Genomic DNA, 14,081 nt, shown 5'->3' with positions numbered 1-14,081 from the left:
CGTGCGGTCGTAATGTTCTTTCTGTAACTATTTTAGTTACACTTACCTTTTTTAGAATAGCAGGCCCGAAGGCGTTTGTCAAGGAATCCGCGAAAAAAATCTGCGGAGGACGAAAACGCGGCCCGGAGACTGCCTCCGGACCGCATTTTTTCATCATCTAAGCCGCCTGGCCGGGCGGGGCGCATTTCCGGCGGCCCCGGGCGGGGACCCGGCGGGCCAGCTTCCCCGCGCAGTGGGCCGCGAAGGCCCAGAGGCAGGCCATGGACAGGTAATCGGCAAAAAAGGAGAGGGGGGACTGCGCGTGATCGAAGAACACGAACCGGGCCTCCAGCAGCATATAGGAGAGCAGCCCGTGCCGGGCGAAGGCGGCCGCGCTGTACAGCGTGGTCAGCGCCGCCCCCAGGCGGGCAACCAGGCGGAGCGGCCCTTCTGAAACGCGGGCGGGGAGCATCCGCCGAGCCATGCCCAGCACAAGGTCCCAATGCAGCCCCACGTGCAGCGACATCAGGACAAAGCCCCAGTAGGCCCCCAGCAGGTGCAGCATTCTTGCGGGGGCGGCGTACCCGGCGATCCCGAGAAAACGAAACGCGTACCGGGAGAGCAATACGCCGCTCGCCAGCTGGACGAGCATCGAGAGCAGGACCAGCAGGTTGACCGCCGTCTGCAAAACGCGCAAGGAGGTGTACCGCCCCCTGCGCAGGCCCGCGTACCATCTCCGGTTGAGCAGGCTGTGAAGGAGGAACAGCAGGAACATGCCCGCCCCGATCCACTCGTGTGCGGCCCGCCCGGTCAGATGGAAGGCCATCAACGGGAACAGGAGGGCCGTCATCAGGAGGTCGACGGCCATTTTGATCATTTGGCGCGGCTTCAAGGGCGTCCCTCCCCCCGGTGACCGGCCGTTACGCCAGCCCACCGTACTGGGCGTCGTCCACCGGCTCCAGCCATTCGTTTTCCGTTTGCTCCCCGGGGACCTCCACCGCGAGGTGCGAAAACCAGCTGTCCTTCGCCGCGCCGTGCCAGTGCTTGACCCCGGCGGGGATGTTCACCACATCGCCCGCGCGGAGCTCCCGGGCGGGCCTTCCCCACTCCTGGTACCAGCCGCGCCCGCCGGTGCAGAGCAGGATCTGCCCGCCCCCCGCCTTTGCCCGGTGGATATGCCAGTTGTTGCGGCAGCCCGGCTCAAAGGTGACGTTGGCGATCCCCACCCCCTCGGTGGAGAGCATGCGGAGATAGGACTTCCCGGTGAAATACCGGGCGTAGGCGTCGTTTTCCTCCCCCAGCGGGAAGATCGCGCCGCTGCTGAAATCATTCATACGGAAGACTCCTTTGCAGATCTGTTTTCAGCCCGTGGAGCGTGCTCCATGACGGGCGTTTTCCCGGCCCGGCCGGGCCCTTCAGTCCTTCCAGACCTCCTTCGCCATCCGGAAGGCGGCCCAGGCCCTCGGCCACCCGCAGTAGAAGGCGAGATGGGTGAGCGCCTCGGCGATTTCCGCTCTGGTGATCCCATTTTTCTTCGCCGCGTCCAGATGGTATGCAAACGAAGAATCGATTGTCCCGCCCGCCATCAGCGCCGTCACGGTGATGAGGCTGCGGTCGCGCGGGGAAAGTTGCTCCTCCCGCGCCCACACCTCGCCGAACAGTACGTCGTCGTTGAGCGCGGCGAATTGGGGGGCGAAATCGCCCAGGGCGTCCCGGCCCGCTGTCTGTTTCATAACCGGCCTCCTTATCAAATCAGGGTTTTATCGTGCCTTTTCAGGCCAGTCCGAGCCCGTCCAGCCATTCGGCCACGGCGGCGCCGGGGTCCGCGGCGGCGGAGCTGCCGAGGGAGAGCCCCTCCGCGACGCTGGCGTCCGGTTCCATCGACTGGATGGCGCCGATCGTCCCGGAGAACCCGCTTCCGCCGCTGGTGACAAAGGGCGCGACGGTCTTTCCGGAGAGGTCGTAGCCGTCGAGGAAGGTATAGAGGATCATCGGCATGTCTCCCCACCAGTTGGGATAGCCGAGGTAGATCACATCGTACCCGCTGAGGTCGACGCTGCCGGAGATGGCGGGACGCGCGCCGGCGCGCTGTTCCTCCTGCGCGACGTCGAGCAGGGCGTTATAATCGTCGGTGTAGGGGGTCAGAGGGACCAGCTCGAACAGGTCTGCGCCGGTTTGGGACTGGATTTCGTTGGCCACCGATTCGGTGTTCCCCGACCAGGAAAAGTAGACCACCAGGGATTTCATCCTTTCATCCTCCTTGTTTTCTTCCGCCGCAGCGGTGCTTTCAGATGTTTCCTCCCCGCCCTGCGGGCCCTCCGCCGCGCCCGGGGCCCCGCTTTCCGCCGCGACGGACTCGGGGCCGGAAGGCTCCGAGGGGGCGGCGGGCGCTTCGGCCTGCGGCTGGGAGAGGGCCGCCGGGTCCTCCCCGGCGGCCGCTCCGCCCCCACAGGCGGCGAGGGCGAAGGTCATGGTACAGGCCGCCAGGACGGCAAACCATTTTTTCATGTTGCATGACTCCTTTCTGAATCCCGGGCATCCGGTCAGACCGGCTGCCCGGCGCTATCCGTGTTGTTTTGCTGCCTGCTGGATCTTGTAGCGCAGGTAGTCCAGCCGGTCGAGCTGCTTTTGCTTAAAGTGGAGCTCGTCCATGGCGCAGTCGCGGAGCCGGTTGAGCATCCGCATCCGCTCCTGCTCGGTGTCCCGGCCGGAGAGCAGCAGCCGCATGTAGGTCTCCACCTCCCCGTTGCTGAAGCCCACGTCGTGCAGCGTCATGATCATGCTCAGCCGTTCGAGGTCCCGGCTGTCATATTGCCAGGCGCCCATGACCCTTTTGACCTCGCCGCACAGTCCCCAGCTTTCGTATTCCCGCAGCACCTCAATCGGGATGCGGTAGCGTTCGCTCGCTTCGTTGATCGTCATCCTGCCACCTCTTCACAGCGCTCATTCAAAAAAGAAAGGCGCTCCCTTTCGGGAACACCTTCATTGTAATTGCCCACGCGTGAAATGTCTAATACTTATCTTTTATCGCTAGAAATGCTGGAAAGGTATTGCCGGGCGTAGTCGATGAATGCGGCCGTCGCGGGCGCGAACACCTGGTCCTTTTTCCACGCCAGCACCGTGTTGGTTTCCAGCGCGGGGGCGAGGGGGATGAAACGGAGGTTTTGATAGGTGCAGTTGAGCCGAATGCATAGGACGACGCCCATGCCGCTCTCCGCCAGCATCGCCTCGTTATACAGCAGGTTCCCGGTCGCCACGATGTTGATCCGGTCGTAGAGCGGCCCAAACCATTTCCCGAAGGTGCTCTGGACAAAATCCCCCGCCGACGTGATCAGCGGCACGCCCGCCAGGTCCTCCGGGCGGACCGCTTCCCGCTCCGCCAGTTCGGAGCCCGTCCGCACCAATACGCCCCAAATCTCGTTGAGCGGCATGGGGACAAAGTCGTATTTGCGGATATCGACCGGCTCGGTCATCACGCCCAGGTCCAGCAGGCCCCGCTCGATCGAGTCGCGGATGTTGTCGGCGTTGCCGCTGTAAATCTGGTACCGGACGAGCGGGTGCTCCTGCCGGAAGGAACCCATCATGCGGGAAAAGACGCTGGTGCTGAGGAATTCCCCGCTGCCGATGGCGATCTCGCCGGCGAGCTCCTCCGCCTTGTGCCGGAAGTCCCTTTTCGTCTTGTCCGCCAGGGCGACCAGTTCCTGCGCCCTGCGCTTGAGCAGCATGCCGGCCTCCGTCAGGATGATGTTGTGGTTGCTCCGGACAAAGAGCTTGACCCCGAGCTCCTCCTCCAGCTGCATGATCTGGCGGGACAGGGTGGGCTGTGTCACATGGAGCATCTGCGCGGCCCTGGTGATGTTTTCCTCCCGGGCGATGGCCAGGAAGTAGTTCAAAACGCGAAGTTCCACCGCTCTCACCTCCTGCCCCCATGATAGCATACTTTGAAAGCGCCTCCAAGGGGGCGGGGAGGGGAAAACGGGAAGCGCCGACGCTGCAATAACGGCTCGGCGGTAAAAACAGGGGGGATTCCTCATGCGGCGGTACGGGCGGGCTTTACCCGCCGGCGTCTGTGTGATATGATGATTTTACAAATTCTGTATCATCGCCGTGAAAAGGGGTGAGCGGTCAAATGGAAAGAACCGAGCTGTTGCGCTATTTGGATTTCGCCCGCGAACATGGCGGTCTGCTCGCGGTAACCGGGACCTCCGGACGGGTCTCCAAAATCCATGTGGACGGTTATCAGGGCGGAAAGCTGCGGGGAAGGTTTGCCGGTTCCGGCCGGGAGATGTCCTACCGGTTTGAAAATATCCGCTCCTGTCATTTTGCATCCCCGCAGGAACAGCGGCGGTTCGAGGAGTACCGGACCTGCCTTGACGCGTATGGCGCCGGGATGGAAGAGGTCGAGCGTCTTTTCACGCACTATCAGGAGTATTATAAACAGATTGTCTCGCAACGGAAAGAACAGCCGCACGAGGAGGCGTCTGGAGAACCCAAAACGGATCTGAAAAAACTGGCGGCGGACCGGCTGGAGACCATTTTTCATCAGGCCTACCTCCAGCCGGAGAGCCTGCTGACGCATTACCTCCTTGCAACGTCCGCGGACCCGCCTGAAACGGCAAAGGAGCAGCCGATCCTATTGCTCAGCCGTTCCAACTTTTCGCAGAAGCAGGCGATCGAGAAGGCGCTGTCCGAACGGATCTCCGTCATTGAAGGGCCCCCGGGGACCGGCAAGACGACGACGATTCTGAGCATCCTGGCGAATCTGGTAATCAGCGGAAAGCGCGTCGTCGTTGTTTCAAAAAACAACTCCGCGATCGAAAACATCAAGGAGGAGCTGGACGGCCTGCGATTGCCCCCCTTCTATCTCCGCTTGGGGAACCAGCAGATCATGCGGGAGCTGGATCACACCCTCAGGTCGGGCGTGCAGGAAACGCTTGACGGCGCGTTGGGAATCCCGGAGCGCGCGCCCGACGAAGAAACGCTGCATTCGCTTTATAAGCGGCTGAAGGCGATGGAAGCGGACATCAACCGTCTGGTTGAAATGAAAAACAGGCTGCAGGAAGATGAGAATGCGCTGCGGCATATGGAAAAACGGAGAGAGGCGTTCCGGGAGGAGCCCGTATTTCGAAACATCGACAGGTTTCAGAACCGCGGCCTTGAAAGCATGCGCCGCGAGATCGACCGCATCGCCCACGCCCTGCAAAGGCTGGACTATACCGGCCGCTATTCCATTTGGGACCGCATCAAAAACAGCTTTATCTGGAGGCTGGATGTCGACAGCTTCAAATCCGAGGGACTATTGCTGCAATTCCGGCTGGAATCCATTTACTTGCAGCGTGAGATCGAGCAGCTGTCCGCGGAGTTGGAGCGTGCCGGGCTCCGGGAGAAGCAGCGCGAGCTGGCCGAGCTGTACGACCGCCGTTATATCAACGTCTCCACACAGGCGCTGGCGCAGTTTTTGCGGGCGTTTTACACAGATCCCGAACGGCGGAAGGCGGCGGAGGTGATGCAGCGCCAGGAAGGGAACCTGTATAGAGGCTGCAAGCAGGCAGTCCGGGCGTTCTATCCGGTGATATTGACCACGGCGGACGCCCTTGTTTACAATTTCAGCGATATGCTGAAGGGCGCGGACAAAATTGACTGCGTCATCATGGACGAGGCGTCGCAATGCGATTTGATCACCGGGCTTCCCGTTCTCCATCTGGCGGAGCGCTGCATCATTGTCGGGGACCAGAAGCAGTTGAGCGCGATCACCGACGGGGCCTCCGGCGCCCTGCCGGCCGTGAAAGAACCGTATGACTACTTCCGGGAGAACCTTTTGAGCTCCGTGCAAAAGGTTTGGTCCCTGGAGCCGACCCTCCTGCGGGAGCACTACCGGTGCGACTATATGATCATCAACTACTGCAACAAACTTTACTACAACGGGGAACTGATCATCTATACCGAGGCCCATCAGAACGCGATGCAGATGGTGACGGTGGACCAGGGCAAGTATGCGCAGCCGGACAGATCGGGAAGTTCTTTCTGCAATGAAAGGGAGATCCGGGCAATTGAAGAATTGACCGGCCCGGCGCTGGAAAAGACGTATGTTATAACGCCGTTCAAGGCGCAGGGCGAACATTTGAGAAGCCACTTCCACTGCGGGAAGGACGTGTGCGGTACGATCCACACCTTCCAGGGAAGGGGGCAGGATACCGTATTCTTTTCCACTGTGCTCAACGATCTGCCCTTTGCCAACAACCACCTGTCCGGAGAGCACTGCCTGTTCAAGAAAGAACTGCTCAATGTCGCCGTTTCACGGGCGAAAAAGCGGTTCGTCATGGTGGCGGACGCGCCTTTCCTGCACCGCAAAAGCGAGGAAATGCGCGATCTGATCGATTATATCAACAGCTACGGGCAAAGAATCCCGGACAAGACGGTCTGCCTGTTTGACGGTTTGTACCGAAAGATGCGCGCCTACACGCCGCACGACAATTTAGACAACATTTTTGAGGAAACCGTCTACCGGCATATCGATACATATATCAGCAGACATCCTCAGATGTACTGCCGGGTGAAGCTCCCCCTGGCAAACCTGATAACCGATCAGGCATATTTGGATCAGGACCCCGCCATGCGTGCTTTTGTCCTGCACCACAACACGCACGTGGATTTCACCCTTTGCAACGCGATCGATAATCCCATCCTGGCCATAGAGCTGGACGGGCGCTTCCACAATACCCCCGAGCAGAGAACGAGGGATGAGAAAAAGGATGCGGCGATCCAGCATATGCGGATCCCGCTCTGGCGCTTGTCCTCAAAGGCCGCGTTGACCGCGGGCGAGTTTGAGCGGCAGATCGATACCCTGCTGAATCAAAGCGTTCTTACCTGAGGAATTTTTATCCGGGCGGCCGGTCGTGCGGGAGCCCCGGGGACCGGCTTTGCGGGCCGGTCTCCGGGGCTCCTGTTCTGTCCGCCGGCACCACCTATAAGGCGTTGCGGAGCGTCTGCAAAAACTTCTCCGCGGCCTTGGAAAGCACCTGATACCGTTTCCAGATGATGGACGCCCCGGACTCCAGCCCGGGGCTGAGCGGACGAAAGCAGAGACCGCTTTCCCCCGATGTATTGATCAGCTTATCCAGGCAAAGCGCGTACCCCAGCCCCTCGTCCACCAGGAGGGAGGCGTTGAAGACGAGGTTGTAGGTTGCCGCCACGTTCCATTCGGCGATATCCCGCTTCATCCAGCCGGTGAGCGGCCAGTCGTCGCTTTTCTGGCTGGAAATGATGAGCGGCTGATCCCACAGATCCTCCGGGACGACGGCCTCTTTGGCCGCGAGCGGGGCGTCCTTGCGCATCAGAACGCCCCACGTGTCCTTTGCGGGGAGCTTCAGGGACTGGTACTTTCCCGAATCGACGGCCCCAAAGACCAACCCGAAATCGATGAGGCCCTTGTCGAGCTGTTCCAGCACGTAAACGGCGTTGCCGCTGGAGATGTGGTAATGGATTTCCGGGCAGGTTTCCCGGAGGCTTCGCGCCGCCCGCGCGATCATCCGGACGATATCGGTTTCCCCGGTCCCGATGTGGATGTCCCCGGCCACCACCCCGTCCGAAAGCGACAGCTCGCTTTCGGTTTTTTTCACCAGGTCCAAAATCTCTTCCGCGCGTTTGCGCAGGATCATCCCCTCCTCGGTCAGGGTGATCCTGCGGGAGCCCGGCGTCCCCCGGATCATCAGCCGCTTTCCCAGCTCCTCCTCCAGATTCTTCAGCTGGATGGAAAGGGTCGGCTGCGAAAGGTGCAGCGACTCCGCCGCCGCGGAGATGCTCTGTTCCCTTGCCACCGCGAGAAAATACTGTAAGACTCTCAGCTCCATCACGCGCCCCCCTTATGCCACCAGTATAAAAGACATTTAAATAGTTTTCAACTATAGTTATATATTTAACATAAGTATTTGCTATCGTTTCTTCCCCGGCCTATAATGAAACCAGAACAGCCGCCGGAGGGAAGATGCAGATGACGACGGAACGCGACACGCCGCGGGAGGAATTGGTCCGGAACCTCATGGACGCCGGCTGCGGCCCGGACTTGATCGCAAGGTTTCTGGACTGCCTGAGGGAAGGCGGCAGGAAGGACCAGCTCAAGGTGCTTTCCGGGCACCGGGACGCGCTGCTCGACCGGATCCACCGGGACGAAAGGCGGATCGACTGCCTGGATTACCTGATTTACCGGATCGAACGAGACCTCATTTCAATACCGCCCGGATTGGGCAGGGAGGAACCGACATGAAACAGATCAGCAACCGGACCTTTGACCAGGAGCGGGCGCTCTACGGCAGCAGGGAGCTGCTCGTGAAGGACTGCGCCTTTGACGGCCCCGCCGACGGGGAGAGCGCGTTTAAGGAGTCTGCCGAAATCCGGGCGGAGCATTGCTTTTTCAACCTGCGTTACCCGTTCTGGCACGTCCGCGGGCTGCAAATAACGGACTCGGAGATGACCGGGCTCTGCCGCGCGGCGCTCTGGTATTCCGACAGCATCGAGATTTCCGGGACGAAGCTGCACGGGATCAAGGCCCTGCGGGAATGCAGCCGGGCCGTCCTGCGCGGCTGCGACATCGTCTCGCCCGAGTTCGGCTGGTCGGTCAGGGGCGTCCGGATGGAGGACGGCGCCGCCGAGGGCGAATACTTCATGATGCGCGCCGAGGACCTGTATTTATCCGGCGTGCGCTTCAAGGGAAAATACTCCTTCCAGTACGTGCAAAACGCCGTCCTGGAAAACTGCGTGCTCGATACGAAGGACGCCTTCTGGCACGCCCGGAATGTTACGGTAAAGGACAGCGTGGTCAAGGGCGAATACCTTGCGTGGTACTCGGACGGCCTCACCCTCATAAACTGCAAGATCATCGGGACCCAGCCGCTCTGCTACTGCAAAAACCTCAAGCTCGTCGACTGCGAGATGACCGGCACGGATCTCGCCTTCGAGAAATCCGATGTGGACGCCACGATCACCACGCCGGTCGCCAGCATCAAAAACCCGCGGTCCGGGCGCATCCTGGCGCCCGCCGTGGGGGAGATCATCCTGGACGACGAAGCGGCCAAGGGGCAGGTCGTGACAAAACGGCCGGCCGGCGGGGAGGCGCGGGCGTGCTGTGCGTAAAGGCCCCGGGGCCTTGAAACGAATTGGAACCTGCCCGGCGCGGCAAGCCCGCCGGGCCCGGAGAAAGGGGGCGTCCCGATTGAAGCGGGAATTTTCATTGATTTTGGCCCTGCTGCTCGCCTTGAATCTAGCGGCCTGCGGCGGGAACGCGGGGCAGGCGCCCGGGGTAGGCCTTTCCGATCCACCGTCCCACGCGGAGGCGGCCCCGGCCGCTTCCACGGGAGCGGATCTGCCGGAGGAGGACGCCGCTGCCCCAGCGGCGGAGCCGGACGGGCGCGCCCTGCGGGTCACGGTCGGCGGGCAGACCTTTTTGGCGCGGCTCTACGACAGCGGGGCCGCGCGGGCGCTGGCGGAACGCCTGCCTCTGACGCTCGAGATGAGCGAAATGAACGGGAACGAAAAATACTGCTATCTCGACGACGGCCTCTCCACCGATTCCCGGGTCCCCTCCCAAATCCGCGCGGGAGATCTGATACTGTACGGCGCCGACTGCCTGGTGCTGTTCTATGAGAGCTTCTCCACCACGTACCGCTATACGCCGCTCGGGCGGGTCGAGGACGCGCCGGGCCTTGCGGACGCACTCGGCAGCGGCGGCGTGGCGGTGTCCTTCGCGCTCGAAAGCGCGGCGGGCCCCGCGCCGGGGAAAGAGGAAGCCGACCGGACAAAGGAGGCGGAAACGATGCGGATAAGCGTAACGGCAAGCGGGAACACGGTGCTGTTTGAACTCAACGACAGCCGGGCGGCGAAAGCGCTCTATGCACAGCTCCCCCTGACGGCGGAGATCGAGGATTTCAGCACCAACGAGAAGGTCTTTTACCCGCCGGACAAGCTGGACACGGCGGAAACGCCCCTGGCGGACGCCGGGAAAGGTACGCTGGCATACTACGCGCCCTGGGGGGACGTGGTGATGTTCTACGATCGCTTCGGCAGCGGCGGCGGCCTTTATGCGCTGGGGCAGGCGGTCTCCGGGGAGGACCTGATCGAGACGTTTTCGGGGAGCGCCGAGATCGCGGCGGTGGAATAGGATGCGCGGCCATGGAGCGGATTTACTCCGGCGCGGGCAATAAAAGAAATCCGAACCCAATGGGTTCGGATTTCTTACTTTTGGTCGGAGTGGTGATACAGGAACAAACTACAGAACCGCATTATTAAAGGCTTTGTACGGTGGTCAAACAAGCATATTTACTCGAAAAGGTGTGCAGATTCTGCGCACCTTTTATTATTGGGTGCATAAAAGCCAAGCGGGTACAGGGATTCAGGCCTGATAGGTGGGTGTAGGCCCTCACGTTACTTTTTCAAAATAACTTTGGAGGCTCTCCCTTTTTTTCATAAACCTTTTGTACTTGCAATTCCCATTTTTTCAGTAGTTGATTCCATTCCACAGTTTTAAAATAATCAGAAGAAGAAGATAAATCAAATTCTGGCATGTATGTACCCAAAACCCCTTTTTCGAGTATCCCGTCAGCTACCACATCTTTCTCACGCAAAACGAGGACCGGTAAACCTATCTGGAATGCCATAGCAGGTTCGATTTGACAATATGGACTTGTTAACCATTTATCTTTTATTCGATCTGAAATACAGCCTATGTCACTATTCGCTTTATATTCACCACTCGTTATTAAGGTTCTTTTAAACGCAATTGTCATAAGCCCATTAGACTCTAGCATTAACCGTCTTATTGCTGTTAACGGAGCATCATAATCATAGTCAGAATCGCCCAAGGTCCTTGGTTCTAATCCCAGATCATTTAACGCTTGTTTAACTTTATCAATAAAAATCATTTGCACATTAAAATGAGGTTGCGGATAGCTCAAAAAAACAGATATTTTCAGAAAATACAACCCCCTTTTCTAATAATATATGTGCATTTATGTATTTTGATTTATCCATAATTCCAAGGAATCTTTTCTCTTTGCAATAACGGGAATATTCAAATTTGATATTTCACTACTTGTATTGTCTGTAATTTTTACAGCTACTACTGGCTTACCAGCACTAAGAGCATATTTTATTTCATCGATAGCCATGCCTGCATTATTAGCTGGCCGATTTGAACATACTACCACACTAGCGTACTTAATTTGCTTTTGGATTTGTGGGTCTACGTTGTACCTTTTGTCGATGCTATCAAATGGCGAACTCGCTGGTACGGAGTAGTCCCGCACATTATATTTTGTTCTGTCTAACAATGCGCTAATTTCACTGTAATCGTTGTTGTTCCAACGGTGTGGGATAAAAACATTAATCATTTGGATAATCTCCTAACTTTAATATATTTATTGACATTATAATTACTCAATTCATAAACACACATGCTCAACAAGCCAACTAATTGTAGGAACAAGAATAGCAATAGCAAACATACCAATAAATACAATGGGTAGCATTCTTTCAATATGTGTAAATCTCTTATATTTATTATCATCGCCAAGTAGCGCCCATTCATAGGCATATGGACAAACAGGCAATAATGTTTCTATCTCGTTTATGATTTGGTATTTTACACTGTTTATTTTCTTATAGCTACTTATAGAATTCAGCCAAAGAGCGCATACTACAATACCAATAGCAGAAAGAAGTATGCTTTTATAGTCTAATGAAAAAGAAATAATTGCGAATAACGCTGCATTAATTGATATAAATACATTGTTTGTGCTTATCCTTTTTTCACTATTGCTGTTTGCCATTTCTACGCATGTTTTCCACTGTTCTAACAAATGGTCATAATATTTTTCTCCATATTCTTCATGGACTAGGTTTTTTAATTGCATTGGGTCACCCCACTATATTTAGTTAAATATTTCCAACTTATTATAACATACTTTAGCGGTTTAAAAAACAATTCAGTCGAATTTTCTTTAAATATATCCCTTCTGCTCATATTTAGTCAATGGATTCTTACACAGTGGATTTGTGTACTGCGCTCCGGCGGGTACAGGGGCAAATCTAGCTCGATAACCGCTTTAGGCCCTCTCCCTGTTTCTAGCGTCCGAATGGACATAGCCGCCGCAAGGCGGTTCCCTTTTTGCCCTTGTTGCAGTTAGCTATTTGTTAATAACCAGCTTATTAGGCTGATAAGTGGAAACAGTCTGCTGGTTTCTACTCTTATTTAGGTCAGTTTACAAGAGACTACACGCAGACCGTGAAACGGGCTGCTAACAACAAACGGCGGTATGCTCCCGGAGAGGGCAGCATACCGCCTGTTTTGTTGTCTGGGGAATCCAAAGGGGCTTGCCCCTTGGCACACGACTTTGCGAAGCAAAGTGTAGTGTGTTATACGCTCTGTCGGCGTTGCCGTGAAAATGCCGTTGCCGCCGTGGAGGGCAACGGCATTTGAAGCGGCAGGAAAACAGGCTGTGCTTGCGGGGCGGGATGCCACAAGCGCAGGACTGTTTTCGCCAGCAGACAGGGCGTATATGAAGCCCCCGGCCCTCGCCCCCGCTTGGACATCGGGTCAAGTTAGCCCGATGTTGTGTATAGACACTCGGCAAAAATAGCAGAACGGACGGCAACCGTCAAGGCTGAAATGAACGGGCTTACGCCCGACCTTGACCGCCGCCGCCCGTCCCGCTGAATGGGTAGACAAGACGGACAATCCCATACTGTGCTTGTCCGCCATCAAAGCTATTTTGGAGTTGTCCGACCTCTCAGAATTGGAATGGGCGGGAAGCCATTTTAGGGCTTTCCCGCCTTGATTACCCATCAGCAAAGACGGGCGAGACTGTCAACGGCGGCGCTGTAAGCGCCGTTCATCTTGACCGTTGACTGGCTCGGCTGGCTTTGCTATCTCCCAGACGAGGAATTGTTGAAAGATGTTATAATGAAATCCAATATCTTTGTATTATTCCACTTTTACTTAAACCTACTGTATCAGAAATTTCGTTCTCCAACATCCCACCATTTTTAATAATCGTTCTTTGTGAAGCTACATTTCCTTTATCGCAGGTTAATAAAACCTTACTTTCTCCGAAGTCGCGACAAATGGGCAAAACCAGTTTTAGCATTTCAGACGCGTACCCTTTTTGCCTTTCTGATGGACGAATACTATATCCAATATTGCCCCCATAATTTTTAAGAAAATCCGATAATGGGTGACGAAAATCAATCATTCCGACAAGAAATTTGTCACTTTGTCTTACCGCTAAAAACACTTCTGATGGAACATATCCAGTTTTATACTTTTTTCTTAATCTTCCTTCAAAATCAATCCATTCATCAAATGAATAGACATCTTCAAGTCCTGCACAACCGTCAAAGCTATCCCCATTTTGTGACATTTCTTCTTTGTATGACATTACTTGTTCTGCATAAAGTTTACATGGCCTAACTAACATCAATCCACACATTACTTTTTACCTCGCAATTTCTCGATTGTCGCTCGCTATTTCCGTTTTCCCCGTTGCGGCACATAGCTTTTCGTCAACTCGGATTTTTGTACAATCCGGGTCAGCCATTGTTTTTCTTCCTCCGTCAGCTTGGTGTAGCGCAGTTTTGTCTGCTTACACAACACCATCAACAGGTGTTCCGCCCGACTGCCTTTGAAGTTCGCCACTTCCTCCAAATCCCGCTTGAGTTCGTCCACAATGGTATTCTCCGGGGCGCTGTCGCTCCTGCCCCTGTGTGCTTCCCGTATGTCCTCCATAATAGCGTCTATGTCGTGATGTACCCGGCTGCTGAAATAGTCGCCCTCCCGCACATGGGCGGCTTGCAGGACACCAGCGGTCTTGTCATGCTCCCCCGGCTGGTACTTCTCCATAATTTCGGCCCTCGCCACATCTACCCATGCGTTCAAGTTCTGTATCTGTGTTGCGGCGATACCCTCAACATAAATCTGTATATCGGCCAGCAGCTTGACAAAATCCGGGTGCGCCGCCAGTTCACAAAGCAAGGCGGTATCAATTCGCCCACTTTTCAGCAGGTCAATCATTTCATCACTCAAACGCAGGTCTGCAAGATCGGCGTTTGGGTGA

At 56.3% G+C, this 14,081-nt stretch carries 16 protein-coding genes; 4 read left to right on the top strand and 12 right to left on the bottom strand.

What is annotated here, in order from left to right:
* Positions 1-157 precede the first annotated feature (157 nt).
* The 6 genes from RCI06_RS06325 to RCI06_RS06300 form a co-directional block, all read right to left on the bottom strand.
* Positions 158-871: a DUF4405 domain-containing protein gene (locus RCI06_RS06325; RefSeq protein WP_306575089.1), complete on the bottom strand. Its 714-nt coding sequence runs from the start codon at positions 869-871 to the stop codon at positions 158-160.
* 28 nt (positions 872-899) lie between these two features.
* The gene (locus RCI06_RS06320; protein ID WP_306575087.1) at positions 900-1,313 is read right to left on the bottom strand and encodes a cupin domain-containing protein; all 414 of its coding nucleotides are present in this window, start codon (positions 1,311-1,313) and stop codon (positions 900-902) included.
* 81 nt (positions 1,314-1,394) lie between these two features.
* On the bottom strand, positions 1,395-1,712 hold the full coding sequence (locus RCI06_RS06315; RefSeq protein WP_146021735.1) for a carboxymuconolactone decarboxylase family protein: 318 nt from the start codon (positions 1,710-1,712) through the stop codon (positions 1,395-1,397).
* 40 nt (positions 1,713-1,752) lie between these two features.
* Positions 1,753-2,487, bottom strand: a complete 735-nt coding sequence (locus tag RCI06_RS06310) for a flavodoxin (protein ID WP_306575084.1) — start codon at positions 2,485-2,487, stop codon at positions 1,753-1,755.
* A gap of 54 nt (positions 2,488-2,541) precedes the next feature.
* Complete coding sequence (locus tag RCI06_RS06305; RefSeq protein WP_101553057.1) at positions 2,542-2,901, bottom strand: MerR family transcriptional regulator; 360 nt, start codon at positions 2,899-2,901, stop codon at positions 2,542-2,544.
* A 95-nt stretch (positions 2,902-2,996) separates the two neighbouring features.
* Entirely contained in the window at positions 2,997-3,887 is an 891-nt protein-coding gene (locus tag RCI06_RS06300) for a LysR family transcriptional regulator (RefSeq protein ID WP_306575083.1), read from the bottom strand.
* 221 nt (positions 3,888-4,108) lie between these two features.
* Here RCI06_RS06300 and RCI06_RS06295 point away from each other — a divergent pair, with 221 nt between their 5' ends.
* Positions 4,109-6,850 (top strand): AAA domain-containing protein, encoded by a 2,742-nt coding sequence (locus RCI06_RS06295; RefSeq protein ID WP_306575082.1) that lies wholly within the window; start codon positions 4,109-4,111, stop codon positions 6,848-6,850.
* A gap of 94 nt (positions 6,851-6,944) precedes the next feature.
* Here RCI06_RS06295 and RCI06_RS06290 read toward each other — a convergent pair whose 3' ends face one another.
* Positions 6,945-7,829, bottom strand: coding sequence for a LysR family transcriptional regulator (locus tag RCI06_RS06290; protein WP_101553054.1), 885 nt, complete (start codon positions 7,827-7,829; stop codon positions 6,945-6,947).
* Positions 7,830-7,969: 140 nt separating this feature from the next.
* On the opposite strand from RCI06_RS06290, the gene RCI06_RS06285 reads away from it, so the two are divergent.
* From RCI06_RS06285 to RCI06_RS06275, 3 genes are all read left to right on the top strand, one after another.
* Positions 7,970-8,242: a hypothetical protein gene (locus tag RCI06_RS06285; protein ID WP_306575081.1), complete on the top strand. Its 273-nt coding sequence runs from the start codon at positions 7,970-7,972 to the stop codon at positions 8,240-8,242.
* On the top strand, positions 8,239-9,108 hold the full coding sequence (locus RCI06_RS06280; protein ID WP_306575079.1) for a DUF3737 family protein: 870 nt from the start codon (positions 8,239-8,241) through the stop codon (positions 9,106-9,108). The genes RCI06_RS06285 and RCI06_RS06280 overlap by 4 nt, the downstream gene beginning before the upstream one ends.
* A 79-nt stretch (positions 9,109-9,187) precedes the next feature.
* Positions 9,188-10,132 (top strand): cyclophilin-like fold protein, encoded by a 945-nt coding sequence (locus RCI06_RS06275; RefSeq protein WP_306575076.1) that lies wholly within the window; start codon positions 9,188-9,190, stop codon positions 10,130-10,132.
* Positions 10,133-10,403: 271 nt separating this feature from the next.
* On the opposite strand, the gene RCI06_RS06270 is transcribed toward RCI06_RS06275, so the two are convergent.
* The 5 genes from RCI06_RS06270 to RCI06_RS06250 form a co-directional block, all read right to left on the bottom strand.
* Positions 10,404-10,952: a hypothetical protein gene (locus tag RCI06_RS06270; protein ID WP_306575074.1), complete on the bottom strand. Its 549-nt coding sequence runs from the start codon at positions 10,950-10,952 to the stop codon at positions 10,404-10,406.
* A 27-nt stretch (positions 10,953-10,979) separates the two neighbouring features.
* Complete coding sequence (locus tag RCI06_RS06265; RefSeq protein ID WP_306575072.1) at positions 10,980-11,360, bottom strand: TIR domain-containing protein; 381 nt, start codon at positions 11,358-11,360, stop codon at positions 10,980-10,982.
* A gap of 51 nt (positions 11,361-11,411) precedes the next feature.
* Positions 11,412-11,882, bottom strand: coding sequence for a hypothetical protein (locus RCI06_RS06260; RefSeq protein WP_306575069.1), 471 nt, complete (start codon positions 11,880-11,882; stop codon positions 11,412-11,414).
* A 1,044-nt stretch (positions 11,883-12,926) separates the two neighbouring features.
* Positions 12,927-13,457, bottom strand: a complete 531-nt coding sequence (locus RCI06_RS06255; protein ID WP_057572612.1) for a GNAT family N-acetyltransferase — start codon at positions 13,455-13,457, stop codon at positions 12,927-12,929.
* Between the two features lie 35 nt (positions 13,458-13,492).
* Positions 13,493-14,081: transcriptional regulator (locus RCI06_RS06250; RefSeq protein WP_306575067.1), on the bottom strand; the 589-nt coding region annotated here is incomplete at its 5' end.

The organism is Anaerotruncus massiliensis (ex Togo et al. 2026), assembly GCF_030825285.1.
Classification (GTDB): domain Bacteria; phylum Bacillota; class Clostridia; order Oscillospirales; family Ruminococcaceae; genus Anaerotruncus; species Anaerotruncus massiliensis.
The sequence above is the reverse complement of the archived record's forward strand: the minus strand, read 5'-3'. Positions and strand labels throughout refer to the sequence as shown.